This is a genomic window from Thermomonas fusca DSM 15424, assembly GCF_000423885.1.
GTDB lineage: Bacteria > Pseudomonadota > Gammaproteobacteria > Xanthomonadales > Xanthomonadaceae > Thermomonas > Thermomonas fusca.
In genome coordinates, this window is record NZ_AUIV01000002.1 from 22,076 (window position 1) to 38,324 (window position 16,249).

At 67.1% G+C, this 16,249-nt stretch carries 17 protein-coding genes; 1 reads left to right on the forward strand and 16 read right to left on the reverse strand.

The genetic code is table 11. The annotated features are described in order from the left end of the window. The first annotated feature begins 107 nt into the window (after positions 1–107). Entirely contained in the window at positions 108–491 is a 384-nt protein-coding gene (locus tag G582_RS0101105; RefSeq protein ID WP_028838256.1) for a helix-turn-helix transcriptional regulator, read from the forward strand. A gap of 14 nt (positions 492–505) precedes the next feature. On the opposite strand, the gene G582_RS0101110 is transcribed toward G582_RS0101105, so the two are convergent. From G582_RS0101110 to rlmN, 16 genes are all read right to left on the reverse strand, one after another. Then, positions 506–1,030: a helix-turn-helix transcriptional regulator gene (locus G582_RS0101110; protein WP_028838257.1), complete on the reverse strand. Its 525-nt coding sequence runs from the start codon at positions 1,028–1,030 to the stop codon at positions 506–508. 4 nt (positions 1,031–1,034) lie between these two features. After that, on the reverse strand, positions 1,035–1,310 hold the full coding sequence (locus tag G582_RS17395; protein WP_083881241.1) for a hypothetical protein: 276 nt from the start codon (positions 1,308–1,310) through the stop codon (positions 1,035–1,037). A gap of 60 nt (positions 1,311–1,370) precedes the next feature. Beyond that, the gene (locus tag G582_RS0101115) at positions 1,371–2,627 is read right to left on the reverse strand and encodes a tyrosine-type recombinase/integrase (RefSeq protein ID WP_028838258.1); all 1,257 of its coding nucleotides are present in this window, start codon (positions 2,625–2,627) and stop codon (positions 1,371–1,373) included. Positions 2,628–2,670: 43 nt separating this feature from the next. Continuing rightward, positions 2,671–2,841: a hypothetical protein gene (locus G582_RS18135; protein ID WP_168989682.1), complete on the reverse strand. Its 171-nt coding sequence runs from the start codon at positions 2,839–2,841 to the stop codon at positions 2,671–2,673. A gap of 87 nt (positions 2,842–2,928) precedes the next feature. Beyond that, the gene (gene guaA / locus G582_RS0101120) at positions 2,929–4,503 is read right to left on the reverse strand and encodes a glutamine-hydrolyzing GMP synthase (protein WP_028838259.1); all 1,575 of its coding nucleotides are present in this window, start codon (positions 4,501–4,503) and stop codon (positions 2,929–2,931) included. 66 nt (positions 4,504–4,569) lie between these two features. Further along, positions 4,570–6,030: an IMP dehydrogenase gene (guaB, locus tag G582_RS0101125; RefSeq protein WP_028838260.1), complete on the reverse strand. Its 1,461-nt coding sequence runs from the start codon at positions 6,028–6,030 to the stop codon at positions 4,570–4,572. A gap of 178 nt (positions 6,031–6,208) precedes the next feature. Further along, positions 6,209–7,075 (reverse strand): bifunctional methylenetetrahydrofolate dehydrogenase/methenyltetrahydrofolate cyclohydrolase FolD, encoded by an 867-nt coding sequence (gene folD / locus G582_RS0101130; protein ID WP_051246398.1) that lies wholly within the window; start codon positions 7,073–7,075, stop codon positions 6,209–6,211. A gap of 56 nt (positions 7,076–7,131) precedes the next feature. Then, entirely contained in the window at positions 7,132–8,178 is a 1,047-nt protein-coding gene (locus G582_RS14970; RefSeq protein WP_051246402.1) for a DUF2272 domain-containing protein, read from the reverse strand. Continuing rightward, positions 8,175–9,308, reverse strand: coding sequence for a molybdopterin-synthase adenylyltransferase MoeB (gene moeB, locus G582_RS0101140; RefSeq protein ID WP_028838262.1), 1,134 nt, complete (start codon positions 9,306–9,308; stop codon positions 8,175–8,177). The genes G582_RS14970 and moeB overlap by 4 nt, the downstream gene beginning before the upstream one ends. 46 nt (positions 9,309–9,354) lie before the next feature. Beyond that, a complete protein-coding gene (mobA, locus tag G582_RS0101145; protein WP_038052361.1) occupies positions 9,355–9,927 on the reverse strand; it encodes a molybdenum cofactor guanylyltransferase in 573 nt (190 codons plus the stop codon). Continuing rightward, positions 9,927–11,327 carry a ribosome biogenesis GTPase Der gene (der, locus tag G582_RS0101150; RefSeq protein WP_028838263.1) on the reverse strand — a complete coding sequence of 467 codons (1,401 nt, stop codon included), beginning with the start codon at positions 11,325–11,327 and terminating at the stop codon, positions 9,927–9,929. Before der ends, mobA begins: the two co-directional genes overlap by 1 nt. Before the next feature lie 136 nt (positions 11,328–11,463). Next, complete coding sequence (gene bamB, locus G582_RS0101155; RefSeq protein ID WP_028838264.1) at positions 11,464–12,642, reverse strand: outer membrane protein assembly factor BamB; 1,179 nt, start codon at positions 12,640–12,642, stop codon at positions 11,464–11,466. Further along, positions 12,642–13,286: a YfgM family protein gene (locus G582_RS0101160; protein WP_028838265.1), complete on the reverse strand. Its 645-nt coding sequence runs from the start codon at positions 13,284–13,286 to the stop codon at positions 12,642–12,644. The genes bamB and G582_RS0101160 overlap by 1 nt, the downstream gene beginning before the upstream one ends. A 72-nt stretch (positions 13,287–13,358) precedes the next feature. Continuing rightward, complete coding sequence (locus tag G582_RS0101165; RefSeq protein ID WP_028838266.1) at positions 13,359–14,186, reverse strand: helix-turn-helix domain-containing protein; 828 nt, start codon at positions 14,184–14,186, stop codon at positions 13,359–13,361. Then, a complete protein-coding gene (locus tag G582_RS0101170) occupies positions 14,183–14,992 on the reverse strand; it encodes a tetratricopeptide repeat protein (protein WP_028838267.1) in 810 nt (269 codons plus the stop codon). The genes G582_RS0101165 and G582_RS0101170 overlap by 4 nt, the downstream gene beginning before the upstream one ends. Then, positions 14,982–16,244 carry a dual-specificity RNA methyltransferase RlmN gene (gene rlmN / locus G582_RS0101175; protein WP_083960886.1) on the reverse strand — a complete coding sequence of 421 codons (1,263 nt, stop codon included), beginning with the start codon at positions 16,242–16,244 and terminating at the stop codon, positions 14,982–14,984. Before rlmN ends, G582_RS0101170 begins: the two co-directional genes overlap by 11 nt. Positions 16,245–16,249 lie beyond the last annotated feature (5 nt).

Genomic DNA, 16,249 nt, shown 5'->3' on the forward strand with positions numbered 1-16,249 from the left:
CGCTTAACCGAGTGCGCACGAAGCCGTAGACCTCCTATGCCCTCCTACGCCACAACAGGTTGTGCCGATAGGTACTGAAATTCACCATATCGCCATGCAGCGTATTCATGGAGTTCGAGGTGAAAACCCTATCGCACCTATCCAATGTGCTCGAGGCCGTCCCCGGCCAGTCTCTCCCTTTGCCTGGGACGGAGGCCTACGAGGCGCTGCCACAGTTCCCCAAGCGCAGTCCACTTCCATTTCGGCGCACCATCCGCCGTCATGAGTTGCGTCAGATCGTCCCCTTGGCCGAAACGACGATCTACGAAATGGAGCGTCGCGGCGAGTTCCCTCGGCGTTTCAATCTGACGCCGCGCTGCGTGGTGTGGGACCTGGCCGAGGTGGAGGCCTGGATCGAGGAGCGCAAGCAAGCCCCTCGCATCAGCGCCGCCAAGCCGGATGTCCACCTGCGAAAAACCCGCCCTGTTCGGGCGGGTTCCGGTCGGGAATGAGGCTGGCGACGGCCTCATTCAACGAGAGCTTCCAGCTCGTCGGAAGCTGAGCGCGATAACCGCCGCCCCTCCTTGACCACGTTGACCTGCAAGGCAACGCACGCCACCTCCAGAACGTCCATGGCCAGCGAGTAGCTACCCTTTGCCTGCAGCCAGGCCAGCACATCCGCCAAGTGCCAGATCGACGCGCTGCCCTCATGCACCGGCGCTGGGAAGCTGCCCGGATGGGCCAGCATCAGCTTGCGCATGTTCTGCCGCGACACGCCCACGATGTCGGCCACGTCGGTCAGCCCAACCAGATCCGGTGCGACTTCGATCAGCCTGGCCGCTGGCACCGCGCTCCGCACGTCGGCCAACGCGCTGCGCACAGCCGCGTCCGCACTGTCCGCCTCTCGGGTGAACTCCAGCGCGAGCCGCCCCGGCTGCCCGATGCCGACCAGGGCATCGTCGCACCCGGCCTCGCCCAGACGCTCGACCAGTGCATCCGGGTCACGGTCATCGTCGGTGAGTTGGTATTTCAGGGTGAAGGTGTATTCCATCGTGCTACTCCTCGGCATCGTCGGCTGCCTCCTGCTGCTTGCGGTGCGTCGTGCAGTTGTCCACGACTCGCCGCAAGGCACGCGCATGGTTGCCAGGGTTCTTCGGCGTACTCCACACGCTGGTGATACAGAACTCGCCGCAGCGACACTCCGCATCGTTGTACGGACAATAAATCCGCCCCCAGGCGTGGCTGCCACCGACTTCCACACGCCAGCCCTGCCCTTCGGCGTGCCTGAGTGCTTCCTCGACTTCTTTCTTCGGATGAGAGGACCGGGCCATCAACAGTCTCCAGTATGAGAATACTTACCAAGGTTGTCAAGTGACAACCTTGGTCCTGCTTCAGGCCATTGCGCTCAACACCGGCACGATCACGTTGTCCGGCATCAGCTTCGGCACATAGGTCTGCCCGTCGATCCAGGCATCGACCATGTTGGCCCACTCCTGCAGCATGTGGCGCCGCTGCTCGGCGTACTCGGCCTTGTTGTAGATCGAGCGCGAGGAACGCCCTTCTTCGTGCGCAAGGCACTTCTCGATCCAGTCTCGGTTGAACCCGATCTCGTTGAGCAACGTCGAACCTGTGCGGCGCAGATCGTGGACGGTGAACGGCTCCAGCGGCAGGCCTGCGGCCTTGGCCCGCTGCGCCACGATCTGCGTGACCCGATTGAGAGTCGCGTGAGACATGCAATGGTCTGAGTCGTAGCGCGATGGCAGCACAAACTTCGAGCCGGCCGCGCAAGTGTGCAGTGCCACCAGAATGTCCAGCGCCTGGCGCGACAGGTAGACCACATGTGGGTTGCGCCCCTTCATCCGCTGCTTCGGGATGGTCCAGGTCGCGTTCTCGAAATCGACCTCGTCCCAGGTGGCCTCGATCAGCTCGCTCTTGCGTACCAGCGTCAGCAGGATCATTCGCAACGCCAGCCGGATGGTCGGATAGGTGGCCACCGACTCCATCTGCCGCGACATCAGACGGATCTCCAAGGGCGACAAGGCACGGTCCTTGGGCACGAAGGTCGCAATCGACGCAGCGCCCACGTTGGCCGCCGGGTTGTCCACCTTCTCCCCATGCAGGATGGCGAAGGCATAGACCTGCTTCACGATGTCGCGAATGTGCACCGCGGTGGCCGGGGCGCCCCGCCCTTTCACCTTGCCGCACAAGGCGCGCAAGTCGTCGGCGGTGATTTCGTTGAGCAGGCGGTTCTGGAAGGCCGGCAGGATGTCCCGATCGACGATGCTCTTGCGCATCGCTCGCGTGGTGTCGGCCATCCGGGCACCGGCCATCCACTGGGCGGTCATGTCGCCGAAGTTCTTGGCGGCGGTCAGGCGGCGCTTCTCGCGCTGCTTCTCATGCGCCGGGGACTTGCCCTGGGCGACGGCCTTCTTGGCGTCCAGCAGCTTTTCGCGGGCCATCGCGAGCGAAATGCCGGACGGCCCATACCGTCCAATGGTCAGCGTCTCGCGCCGGCCGTTGAGACGGTAATCGTAGCGGAAGGTGACGGTACCGGTGGTTGATACCGTTACGTACATGCCGTCGCGGTCGGAAGCCTTGTAAATCTTGGACTTAGGCTTGAGATTGCGTAGTGCGGTGTCGGTAAGCATCGAGGTTTTTCCTCCTGTTCATGACGGCTTTTACCGTCAGGGGTCAGGAGACCTGCTGATGCTCGGAAAGCCGCATGAAACAAGCTTTCCTGAGGAGTGATTTACCGTCAAAGACCGGTTTGGTCTGGATAGTAAACGGGAGGGTCTTAATCCGGCCTCCGGTTTCTACCGTCACCTCTACCGCCAATCCGTTTTGCTGGTCGGCGATAGCCACCGATAGCTGTCGTGACGTATTTCTTTCTAAATCAACACGTTACGCCAGTTTTTCGATAGGTCACGATAGTCCCCGAAAGACCTGATTTCACTCCCATTCGATCGTCGCCGGCGGCTTGCCGGAGATGTCGTAGACCACGCGCGAGACGCCGCGCAGTTCGTTGATGATGCGGTTGGAGACGGTGCCGAGAAAGTCGTACGGCAGGTGCGCCCAGTGCGCGGTCATGAAATCGATGGTCTCGACCGCGCGCAGCGCGATCACCCATTCGTAGGCGCGCGCGTCGCCGACCACGCCCACCGACTTCACCGGCAGGAACACCGCGAACGCCTGGCTGGTCTTGTCGTACAGGCCGGCCTTGCGCAGTTCGTCGATGAAGATCGCATCGGCTTGCGCCAGCAGGTCGGCGTACTCCGGCTTCACTTCGCCAAGGATGCGCACGCCCAGTCCCGGGCCCGGGAACGGATGGCGATAGACCATCTCGCGCGGCAGCCCAAGTTCCACGCCAAGCCGGCGCACTTCGTCCTTGAACAGCTCTCGCAGCGGCTCCACCAGCCCCAGCTTCATGTGCTCGGGCAGGCCGCCGACGTTGTGGTGGCTCTTGATGACGTGGGCTTTGCCGGTCTTGCTGCCGGCCGACTCGATCACGTCCGGGTAGATGGTGCCCTGCGCCAGCCACTTGGCGTTCTTGAGCTTGTTGGATTCTTCATCGAAGATTTCGATGAACAGGCCGCCGATGATCTTGCGCTTGGCCTCCGGATCGCTGACGCCAGCCAGCGCCTTGAAATAGCGGTCGGCGGCGTTGACGCGGATCACCTTGATGCCCATGCCGCCCTTGTCGGCCTCGTTGGCGAACATCGCCATGACCTGGTCGCCCTCCTGCCAGCGCAGCAGCCCGGTGTCCACGAACACGCAGGTCAGCTGGTCGCCGATGGCCCGGTGCAGCAGCGCCGCCACCACCGAGGAATCGACGCCGCCGGACAGGCCGAGGATCACTTCGTCGGAACCGACCTGCTCGCGCACGCGGGCGATCTGGTCGTCGATGATGTTGGCCGCCGTCCACAGGGTCTGGCAGCCGCAGATGTCCACCGCGAAGCGGCGCAGCAGCGCCTCGCCGGCGGCGGTGTGGGTCACTTCCGGGTGGAACTGCACGCCGTAGATCTTCTTCGCGTCATTGGCGAAGGCGGCGATGCCGAGGCGATCGGTCTGCGCCGTCACCACGAAGCCTTCCGGCGCACGGGCGACGTGGTCGCCGTGGCTCATCCACACGTTGCGCAGCTCGGCACTGGTGGCCACCGGGGCCAGCAGCGCGTCGTTGGCGATGATCTCCAGCGCGGCATGGCCGAATTCGCGCTGGTTGCCGGCCTCGGTGGCGCCGCCCAGCTGCACCGCCAGCGTCTGCATGCCGTAGCAGATACCGAGGATCGGCACCCCTGCATCGAACACCTGCGGTGGCGCCGCGGGGCAGCCGGCTTCGGTGGTCGACTCCGGGCCACCCGACAGGATGATGCCCTTGGCGCCGAAGGCCGCGATCTCGACCGGATCGTGGTCCCACGCCCAGATCTCGCAGTACACCCCGAACTCGCGGATGCGGCGGGCGATCAGCTGGGTGTACTGCGCGCCGAAGTCGAGAATCAGGATCTTGTCGGTGTGGATGTTGGTCATGTGCTGGCAGTTTTTCGGCATTGGATACAACAAAGGGAGTCTTGCGGCTCCCTTTGCGTGGATGGATCACCCGGCCCGGTAGTTCGGCGGTTCCTTGGTGATCTGCACGTCGTGGACGTGGCTCTCGCGCTGGCCCGCGCCGGTCACCTTGACGAATTGCGGCTGGCTGCGCATCTGCTCGACGGTCGCGCAGCCCACGTAGCCCATGGTCGCGCGCAGGCCGCCCATCAGCTGGTGCACCACCCCGGACAGCGGGCCGCGCACGGGGACGCGGCCCTCGATGCCCTCCGGCACCAGCTTGTCGGCGTCGGACGCGTCCTGGAAGTAACGGTCCTTCGAGCCCTTCTCCATCGCGCCCAGACTGCCCATGCCGCGGTAGCTCTTGTAGCTGCGCCCCTGGAACAGCTCGATCTCGCCCGGCGACTCCTCGGTACCGGCGAACAGGCCGCCGATCATCACGCTGGACGCACCCGCGGCCAACGCCTTGCCGATGTCGCCGGAGTAGCGGATGCCGCCGTCTGCTATCAGCGGGATGCGGTCCTGCAGCGCGCTGGCCACGATGTCGATGGCGGTGATCTGCGGCACGCCGACGCCGGCCACGATGCGGGTGGTGCAGATCGATCCGGGGCCGACGCCCACCTTGACCGCATCCGCGCCCGCGTCCATCAGCGCCAGCGCGGCATCGCCGGTGACGATGTTGCCGCCCACCACCTGCACCTGCGGGAAGCGCTTCTTGACCCAGGCCACGCGTTCGATCACGCCTTGCGAATGGCCATGCGCGGTGTCCACCACCACCACGTCCACGCCAGCCGCCACCAGCGCTTCCACGCGCTGCTCGGTGTCGCCGCCCACGCCGACCGCGGCGCCGACCAGCAGCCGCTCGCTGGCGTCGTAGGCGGCGTTGGGGTTGTCGGACTTCTTCTGGATGTCCTTGACGGTGATGAGGCCGCGCAGCTCGAAGTCGTCGTTGACCACCAGCACCTTCTCGATGCGGTGCTTGTGCAGCAGACCCATCACCTCGTCGTCGCTGGCGCCTTCCTTCACCGTGACCAGCTTTTCCTTCTTGGTCATGATGTGGCGGATCGGATCGTCCAGCTTCTTCTCGAAGCGCATGTCGCGGCCGGTGACGATGCCGACCAGGTGGCCGGACTCGTCGACCACCGGAACTCCGGAAATGTTGCGCGCGCGGGTGAGCTTGAGCACCTCGCCAATGCTGGTGTCGGGCCCCACGGTGAACGGGTCGCGGATCACCCCGGCTTCGAAATTCTTCACCCACGCCACCTGCGAGGCCTGCGCCTGCGCGGTCATGTTCTTGTGGATGATGGAAATGCCACCCAGCTGCGCCATTGCGACGGCAAGGCGCGCTTCACTCACGGTGTCCATTGCCGCCGAAGCGATCGGCAGACGGATGCGGAGGTCGCGGGTGAGGCGCGTTTCCAGCGAAACGTCCTTGGGCAGGACGACGGAATGCGCGGGGACGAGGGAAACGTCGTCGTACGTCAGTGCTTCAGCCAGGATGCGGAGCATCGGCAGACCCATGAGAAGTGGGGAAGCGCGTCATTGTAACCCTTTTTTCGTTTTCACTCCCGAAAACCGGGCCGGCGCCTCTCGCTGGATCGGCCACGGCCGGCCTCGCAAGCCGCTCCCCGATAGGCCGCCCCGTGGCCGATCCTCCGCACCAGGAGCGCGCATGCAGGAAGAACCTTCAGCCCTTCGCGTCCGCCAGCTCCGCGGCCTCGAGCGTGTTCTGCATCAGCGTGGCGACCGTCATCGGCCCTACCCCGCCCGGCACGGGCGTGATCCAGCTGGCGCGCTTGGCCGCCTCTTCATAGCCTACGTCGCCAACCAGCCGGCCATCGTCCAGACGGTTGATGCCGACGTCGATGACCACCGCGCCTTCTTTCACCCACTCGCCGGGGATCAAGCCGGGCTTGCCGGCGGCCACCACCAGGATGTCGGCGTCGCCGACATGGCGCTTGAGCACGTCCATCGGGGTGAACTTGTGGCAGCTGGTCACCGTGCAGCCGGCGATCAGCAGCTCCTGCCCCATCGGACGGCCGACGTGGTTGGACACGCCGACGATGGTCGCGCTCTGTCCGCGCACCGGCCGGTCGGTCCAAGCCAGGAGGGTGGTGATGCCGCGCGGCGTGCACGGGCGCAGGCCGAACTGGCGCAGCGCCAGATGGCCGACGTTCTGCGGGTGGAAGCCGTCCACGTCCTTGTCGGGGTGGATGCGTTCGATCAGCGCGCTGGCGTCGCGGATGCCCGGCAGCGGCAGCTGGATCAGGATGCCGTGCACCCGCGGGTCGGCGTTGAGCCGGTCGATCAGCGCCACCAGCTCGGCTTCGCCGGTGCCCGCGGGCAAGTCGTAGTCGAAGGCCTGGATGCCCACTTTTTCGGCGGCGCGCTTCTTGTTGCGCACGTACACCGATGACGCCGGATCGCTGCCCACCAGCACCACCGCAAGGCCGGGCCGCGACTTGCCGGCGGCCAGGCGCGCGTCCACCTGCGCCTTCAGGCTGTCGAGGAGCGCGTCGGCGATGCGTTTTCCATCAAGGATTCTTGCGGTCATTCGGCGGGGCTGGGTAACGGGCGGATGCGCATTATCGCGCAGCGCGCCCGCCCGGCCTATTCCGAACCCTGCAGCGGCGCGTCCGGCTGTGCCACCTGCGGCACTACCTGGCCAGCGGCGGGGCAGCGCGGCACGCCCGAGCCCACCACGCAGTTCACGCAGCAGGTCGGCGCCACCGGTGCGCTGGGCAGGAAGCTGGGCGGCTCCACCGGGCCGATCTTCGCCAGCTCCACCTGAGGCTTGAGCTTGAGCACCGCCGCCCAGTCCTGTCGGTTGAAGCTGCAGGCGAGCAGCGTCTCCGGCGAGCATTCCACATCGCCATCCGAGCGGCGCGGCAAACCCCACAGCTGGCCCTGCGCATTGAGGTTGAAGATGCGCATGGTCACCGCCTGCTGCACGTTGCCGCCCACCGCATAGGCCTTGCCGTCGACGGTCGCGACGATCAGGTCGCAATGCATCGGCAGGCTGGTGGTGCTGCCGTCGATCGCCTTCAGCAGACCATCGTGGCCATACACGCGGCCGGTGCGCACGTAGCAGAGCATGTCGCCGGCTTCCAGCTTCGCCGACATCGGTTCCAGAAAGCGGTACGGACTGCCGGCGTCATCCTTGCGCGCCGCGCGCACGTAATCGAAATGGCTGGCCGAGCTGCGGAACCCCGGCACGCCGGCACGCTGCATCACCCAGCTGATGAAGGCGGCGGACCACGGGTTGTCGATGACGAAGCCGCGGCAGCCCAGGCCCGGGTACGCAAGGTTGAGCGCGGCGTAACCGCAATCGCTGGCCCCAGGCTTGAACCCCATCGGCGACAACAGGCCGCTGGCCTGCCAGTAGAACGCCACCCGCCGCCACGGCGAGCCACCATCCTTCAGCCCGTTGGCTTCAGCCTCGTAGGCATTGAGGCTGGCCAGCCTTCCGTCGGCGTCAATGAACGGCCGGTTCCAGCGCAGGTGTTCGTCGCAAGCGATGGCGGCGATACGGGTGGCCACCTGCGGGTCGGACTGGCGCTGCGACAGCGTCGGGCACTGGTCGGCGGCAAGCACCTGTCCGGCGGCCAACAACAAGCAAGAGGCCAGCAGGCGACGCATCCATGCGAAGTCGGTCATCGGTCAGCTCCAGCGCACAGCGCCATATAGTCGGGATAGCCGTTGAAAGCGCGATCCGGTGCGCAGACCGGACACTGCGGGTCTGCTTCCACGCGGAATTCTCGGAAGCGCATCGCCAGCGCATCGAACTGCAGCAGCCGGCCGGCCAGGGATTCGCCGATGCCCAGCACCAGCTTGATCGCCTCGGTGGCCTGCAGCAGGCCGATCACGCCCGGCAGCACGCCCAGCACGCCGGCTTCGGCGCAGTTCGGCGCGGCCTCGGCCGGCGGCGGTTCCGGGAACAGGCAGCGGTAGCACGGCGCCTGCCCACGCCGGCGGCCGGCATCGAACACGCTGGCCTGGCCGTCGAAGCGGTGCACCGCGCCATGCACCAGCGGCTTGCCAAGATGCACGCAAGCGTCGTTGAGCAGGTAGCGCACCGGGAAGTTGTCGCCTCCATCCAGCACCACCTCCATGCCTTCGAGCAGGCGCTCGACGTTGCCGGCGCCCACCCGTTCGCGCACCGGCTCGATGCGCGTGCGCGGGTTGAGTGCGGACAGCGCGACCGCGGCAGACTCCACTTTCGGCATGCCGATGCGGGCGTCGGCGTGCAGGATCTGCCGCTGCAGGTTGCTGCGGTCCACCACGTCGTCGTCGACGATGCGCAGGTGGCCGATGCCGGCTGCGGCCAGATAAAACGCCGCCGGTGCGCCCAGCCCGCCCGCGCCCACCAGCAGCACGCGCGCGGCTTCCAGCTTTTTCTGCCCGTCCACCCCGACTTCCGGCAGGCGCAGGTGGCGCGAATAGCGTTCGCTGAAATCGGCGTCGATGTCGGGCTTGCGCATCGGCAGGCCGGCGGCCTCCCATGCGCGCGTGCCGCCTTCCACCGAGGCGAGGTTGCGATAGCCCAGCGCCTGCAGCGCCTGCACGCAGGCCAGCGAACGCACTCCGGCCTGGCACAGCAGCAGGATTTCGGCGTCATGGTCCGGCAGGTGTGCGGCCGGATCCTTCAGCAGATCTTCGCGGACGATGCCCAGCGCGCCCTCGGCCATGCCCAGCGCCTGCTCGTGGGCGGCGCGCACGTCAATCAGCAGCGCACCTGCCTGCTGGCGGGCGTAGGCGGCGGCGGGGGAAAGACTGCGAACGCTCATGCGTGGATTATCGCCCGGGACCACGCGGCCCGTCGTCGCGCCGCATTCACTCCGGCGCGCAGCCGGCCGCAACGAGATCGTCGGGGGTATTGAGATTGCCGAAGCGCCGGCCCTCGCAGGCGACCACAGGCAACGCCAGCGCCGCCTGCATCGCCCGCACCGAATGCTCGCCTCCCGCCAGTGCGGAAGCCAGCGCAGCGCGCAGCGCATCCACGCGATACAGCGCCACCAGCGGCTGCAACCCATCGTCGTCGGCCGCCACCGCGCCCTGCCCGCCCGCGTTCGCCAGCAGTCGCAGCAGATCGGCATCGGTATCCACGATGTCCACCGGCAGGGTGAACAGCCACGGCGTGGTGCAAGCTGCAGCCAGCGCCTCCAGCCCGGCCAGCGGGCCAACATCGGGCCGGCGGTCCGGCACCGCTTCCAGTCCGTGTCGGGCATAGCGCGGCAGATCGCGGTTGGCGCTCACCAGCACGGCCCCGCATTCACCGCCGAACCTGCGCGCGATGCGCAGCACCTGTGGCAGGCCGTCGCGTTCGATCCAGGCCTTGTCGCGCCCGCCCAACCGGCTTGCGCGGCCACCTGCCAGGATGCCCAGGCTTAGCTCCGTCGCCAGCATCAGCCGCCGCGCTTGACGTGTCGCATCAAGCGCCGCTTCTTCTCGATCTGGCGCTCGGTCAGCACGTTCTTCTTGCCTTCGTAGGGATTGCTGTTCTCCCGGAACACGAAGCGGATCGGCGTTCCCACCAGCTTGAAGCGCTTGCGGAAGAAGTTCTCCAGATAGCGCTGGTAGGTGGAGCTGAGCGTCTTCAGGCGGGTGCCATGCACGACGAAGGTGGGCGGCGTGTCGCCACCCGGATGGGCGAAGCGCAGCTTGGCGACATGCCCGCGCACCACCGGCGGCGGGTTGGCGGTGTAGGCCGCCTCGATCGCACGGGTCACGTCGGCGGTGCTGAAGACATGCGTCGCCGACGCGTGCGCGCGGTGGATGGCCTTGAACAGTTCGCGCAGGCCGGAGCCGTGCAGCGCGGAAATGCGCACGCGCTCGGCCCAGTCGACGAAGCCCAGCTTGCGCGCCACCAGCGCCTCGGCCTGCTGGCGCTCGTAGTCGGTGCGGCCGTCCCATTTGTTGAGCACGATGACCAGCGCGCGCCCGGCATCCAGCACCGCACCCAGCACGGTGGCGTCCTGGTCGGTAACGCCTTCGCTGGCATCCAGCATCAACACCGCCACCTGGCACTGCTCGATCGCCTGCAGGGTCTTGAAGGCGGAGAACTTCTCCACCGCCTCTTCCACCCGCGCGCGCCGGCGCAACCCGGCGGTGTCGATCAGGCGGTACTTGCGGCCCTCGCGCTCCAGGTCCACCGCGATCGAGTCGCGGGTGGTGCCGGGCACTTCCGAGGCGATCATCCGCTCCTCGCCGAGGATGCGGTTCACCAGCGTGGACTTGCCCACGTTCGGGCGGCCGACGAAGGCGATGCGGACGCGGGTCGGGTCGTCGTCCAGCGTCTCCGTGCTGCCGACTTCCGGCAGCAGCGCCGCCGTCCTTGCCAGCAGCAGGTCGATGCCGGTGCGGTGCGCGCTGGATACCGGCAGCACGTCGGCAAAGCCGTAGCGCGAAAATTCGGCCTGCGCCGTGCGCTGGTCGATGCCATCGGTCTTGTTGACGATCAGCAGGGTCGGCTTGGACAGCTTGCGCAACCAGCGCAGGATGTCGTCGTCCAGCGACGAGGCGCCTTCGCGGCCATCGACCACGAACAGGATCAGGTCGGCCTCTTCGGCGGCGGCGCGCGACTGCTTGGCGGTGGCGCCCGCCAGCCCTTCGTCCTGCCCGGCGATGCCGCCGGTGTCGACCAGCACGAATGGCCGCCCTTCAAGCAGCCGGCACACGCCGTAGTTGCGGTCGCGGGTCACGCCCGGCTCGTCGTGCACCAGCGCGTCGCGGGTGCGCGTCAACGCATTGAACAGCGTGGACTTTCCGACATTGGGGCGCCCGACCAGGGCTACGAGGGGAAGCATGGATCAGACCTTTGGCGGCGGATGTCCGTCGCATCATTCGATAGGCCCGGCGGGGTCCGGGCGAAACAACAGCGGCCCCGGCAGGGTAGCCGGGGCCGCTCTTATGTGCCAGCCGGAACCGGCTGGCCGGGGTGACTCACTGCAGCGCGAACGCAGCCAGCTTGCCGTCCCTGCTTTGCACCACCAGGATGCCATCGGCGACCACCGGCCTGCCGACAATCGCGTCGCCCATCTTGCTGCGCGCTGCGAACGCACCATCATTGAGCCGCAGCCAGTGCAGCACGCCGTCGAGGTCGCCGACCACCGCATAATCGCCCTGCACCGCCGGTGCGGACACATTGCGGTTGGCCAACCCAGACTGCTGCCACAGGGCGCCGCCGCTGTTCTTGTCCAGGCCGACCACCATGCCGCCCTTGTCGGTCACGACCACCGCCGAGTTACTGACAGCTGCGCCGCGCGCGCCACCGTGGTCGCTGGTCCACATCACCTGCCCGCTGGGACCATCGATGGCGACGGTACGGCCCTTGTAGCTGCTGGCGAAAAGCGTGGTGCCTTCAAGCACCGGCGCCGCATCCACGTCGGCCATGCGCTCGAGCTCGGTCCGGCCGTCAGCCTCGGCGACCGGCGTCGACCACAGCACGTTGCCGTCGTTCATGTTCAGGGCGGTCAGGGTGCCATTGTCGCCACCGACGAACAGGATGCCCGGGCCAAGGGTGATGCCGGCGGTGCCGCGCACGGTCAGCGCCGGTGATTCGACGCTATGGAACCAGCGGCGTGCGCCGGTTCCGGCGTCGAAGGCGGTGACCCGGCCGTCGTTGGAATGCACGAACACCATGCCGCCAGCGATCGCCGGCGCGGACAGGACTTCGTTGCCGACCTTGGCCGTCCACTTCTCCTGGCCATCGGCGGCATTCAGCGCCACGACCTCACCTTCCAGGCCGCCAACCACCACCAGCCCGTCGCCGGCGCCGGGGCCGCCGCTCAGGCGCGCTCCCTTCGATTCGTGGTGCCAGAGCTGGGCGCCCGAGGAAAGCGCGTAGGCGCTGACGCCGCCATCCACCGCCGCGGCGTAGACGTTGCCGTCGAGCACCGCCGGCTGCTGGCCGATGCCCAGCCGATCCTCGCCCTTGCCGGCCGACACCGACCACAGTTTGTTGACCTTGGCACTGGCAGTGAAATCGACCAGCTTGGCCGGCTCGCCGGTCTTGTCCTTGTTGCGTCCGCCGAACAGGTTCTTGACCGAACTGCAGCCCGACAGCATCGCCGTCGCCAGCGTGGCGGCAACCATTACGCGCAGGAAACCTCGCTTGTCCATCAACCGTTGCTCCCTGCATGCGGCGGAGTGCCGCCCGCCTCGATCAGTTTCATTGCAATCAGCCGGTGCTGCGGATCGGCCACGTCGACCAGCGCCAGCGCCTTGCGATAGGCCTCCTGCGCCTTGGCCTTGTCGCCCAGCGAGAACTGGGCGTCGCCGCGCACATCCAGCATCGCCGCATTACGCTCGTCGTCCAGCAGCGCCAGCGCGTCCTTGGCCTTGCCGGCATCGATCAGCAGCCGCGCAAGCCGCTGCCGCACCACCGGACGCAGGTCGGCATCGACCTTGTCCAATCCGCGCAGCGTCGCGATGGCGTCATCGCGCTTGCCGGCATCGACCTGCGCCTTGGCCAGCTGCAGCGCCGCCAGCGTGGCCAGCGTCGGGTTGTCCTTCTGCAGGCCGGCGACCACGCTCTTGCCCTTGTCCGCCGGGATCTTGCCGGCTTCGAGTGCCTCGCTGGCCTGTGCGTAGGTCGCACTGGCCTGCATGCCGCTTTGCAGCTGCTGGTCCTGCCACCACTGCCAGCCGGCGATCACCGCCAGGCCAAGCCCGACGCCACCGATCAGTCCAAGCGCATTGCTGCGCAGCCAGCTGCGTACTTTTTCGCTCTGTTCGTGCTCGTTGAGCAGTTCGTCAATCGCCATGCTGCCTCTCGCCCGTCATCCTGACGGGACGTTATGTTCTTCTGTTTCCGGGAAGCCTGCGCGGCGAAGCGTTCAGTTCGACGCGACAAGCGAACCGTCGGAGGATACCTCAAAGCGGGCGACGTTCGCGCGGGCGTTCGCCAGCGCATCGACCGGACGGCCGCGGCTTTCCAGCGCCACCGCCGAAGCGTTGCCGATGGTCATGCGCCGCACCTGGGACGCGGCATAGCGGCGTTCGGCGCCGGCCGGCAGGAGTTCCTTGGCCAGCGTGCTGCCGTCGTTGGCGACCACTTCCAGCCAGGTCTTGGCGCTGGTCCGCACCACGATTTCCGCGTCCGCGGCGAGCGCTTTTACGGCAGCCGGCTGCGCATTGGCGGCGACCGGGGTCATCGATGCCACCACCGTGCGCGGGGTGCGGTCGGCTTCTGGCTCGGCCGGTGCGGCCGGATCGGCGGGTGCATCCAGCGCGGCCACGCCCTCGGCAGTACCAGCCAGATGCTGGCGGGTGGCGACCCAGACCGGGATCGCCAGCGAAAGCGTCAACACGATATAGACCAGGCGCCGACCGATTTGCTCGGCCCACCACTGTGCTTTCGGGATGTGGGTGCGGCTGACCAATTTGGTCGGCTCCACCTGCCCCACCATCAGCGCGTCCATCATCGGCGCGGTGGTGAGGCCGAGCAGGCGCGAATAGCTGCGTACCTGGCCGCGCACGAACACCGGGGCGCCGAGCCGGGACCAGTCCTCGTTCTCCAGCGAGCGCACCACCCGATGGGGCATGCGCAGGCGCGCGGCAACGTCATCGATGCTCAGGCCAGCGGCTTCGCGCGCAATGCGCAGGCGCTCGCCGCAGCCGGCGAGGGCCTCGTGGGCCTGGTCTGATTGTTGGCTCGAGGTCATTGCGCGCGCGGTGCCGTGGTAGAACCCGGAGAAATCGCCTGCAAACGTGAACGATAACTCGAAGCGGCCACGTTGTCGCCTGTTTTTTCTTCGACCTGCATCGCAATACGCAACGCCGAGGCATCGTTAGGCGCAACTGCGAGCCAGCGTTCGGCGAACGCCCGCGCCTCCAGGTATTTTCCCTGCGAAAGCTCGAGCGCGGCCATGCCCGCCAGCGCCTGCACATCGACCGCATCCAGCGCCAGCGCGGCCCGCCAGCTGGCTTCGGCGCGCGCCGGCTGCCCCGCCTTGCGCGCGCATTCGCCGGCATTGGCCAGAGCCCGCACCGGCGTGGGATAGGCCGGATCCGCCAGCGCGCGGTCGAACCACTCCAGCGATTCGGCCGCACGCGCGTTGGCGCAAAGCCAGCTGCCGTAATTGTTGGCATACACGCCATTGCCCGGGGCCGAGGCCGCCGCGGCCTGGAAATGCTTGCCGGCGGTCGCCGCCTCCCCGCGCGCATCAGCGATCAACCCCAACAGCGTGCCGGCGTCGCCGGAGGCCGGTTGCAGCTTTTGCGCCTTGCGGGCCATCGCCTCCGCGTCAGCCAGCTTACCGCGCTGATAGAACAGTGATGCTGATGCCAGCAACATGGACGCATCGCCGCTGTCTTGGCCATGCTTGCCGCTGACGTCATAGCGCGGCGCGATTTGGGTGTAACCGCGGTGCTGGGCGCTGGGACGGATGAGCGTCAGGCGTTCAAGCTGGCTGCAACCGGTCAGCAGCAAGCCGCCGATCACAGCCAGGACGACGAACTCACGCCGCATCGCCTGCTCCCGCTGCTTGCAGCCGCTTGCGGTGTTCGGCCGAACGGCGGGTGCGATCCATCACCTGGCCCTTGAGCTGGCCGCAGGCGGCGTCGATGTCGTCGCCGCGGGTGCGCCGCACCGGCGCGATCATGCCGGCATTGTTGAGCAGCTTCTGGAACGCGCGGATCGCCTCGTCGCTGGGGCGCTGGAAGCCGGTGCCCGGGAACGGGTTGAACGGAATCAGGTTGATCTTGGCCGCACCCTTCATCTGCACCCGTCGGTCGAAATCACGCAGCAGGCCGATCAGCGCGCGCGCATGCTCGGGCTGGTCGTTGACATCCTTCATCAGGGTGTACTCGAAGGTGACGGATTCGCCCTTCTTGCGCAGCGCGTAGCGCACGCAGGCGTCCAGCAGCTCGGCCAGCGGGTACTTCTTGTTGATCGGCATCAGCTGCGTGCGCAGTTCATCGAACGGCGCATGCAGGGACACCGCCAGAGACACGTCGGACTCCAGCGCCAGCCGGTCGATCTGCGGCACCATGCCCGCGGTCGACAAGGTGACGCGCTTGTTGGCCAGGCCATAACCGAGGTCATCGCGCATGATGCTCATCGCGCGCACGACGTTGTCGAAGTTCGCCAGCGGCTCGCCCATGCCCATCATCACCACGTTGGTGAGCCGGCGCTGCTGGTGCGGCACGTTGCCGAGGTGGCGCGCCGCCACCCAGACCTGACCGATGATCTCGGCGGTGGACAGGTTGCGGTTGAAGCCCTGGGTGGCGGTGGAGCAGAAGCCGCAGTTGAGCGCGCAACCCACCTGCGAGGACACGCACAGGGTGCCGCGCCCCTTGTCGGGGATGTAGACGGTTTCGATGGCGTTCTTCGCGTCCATGCCGAGCAGCCACTTGTGGGTGCCGTCGGTGGAGGCCTTGTCGAACACGACCTGCGGCGCGCGCACCACCGCGCGCTGTTCGAGCTTGGCGCGCAGCGCCTTGCCGAGGTCGGTCATGTCCGCGAAATCGGTGGCATAGCGGTGATGGATCCACTTCATCACCTGATGGGCGCGGAATTTCTTCTCGCCCAGGTCTTCCTCGAAGAAGCGCTCCAAGCGGGGGCGATCGAAATCGAAGATGTTGGTTTTGCCGGCATCGGCGACAGCCGCTGCCCTGTTGGTGCGGCCCTCCGCGCCAGTGTCCACCGGCGCGGAGGCAGGCGCGGCCCCATCGTCGCCCAGCAGGGCGATCTCGATGGCGGGGTTGCGCGCTTCAGTCATGGCGT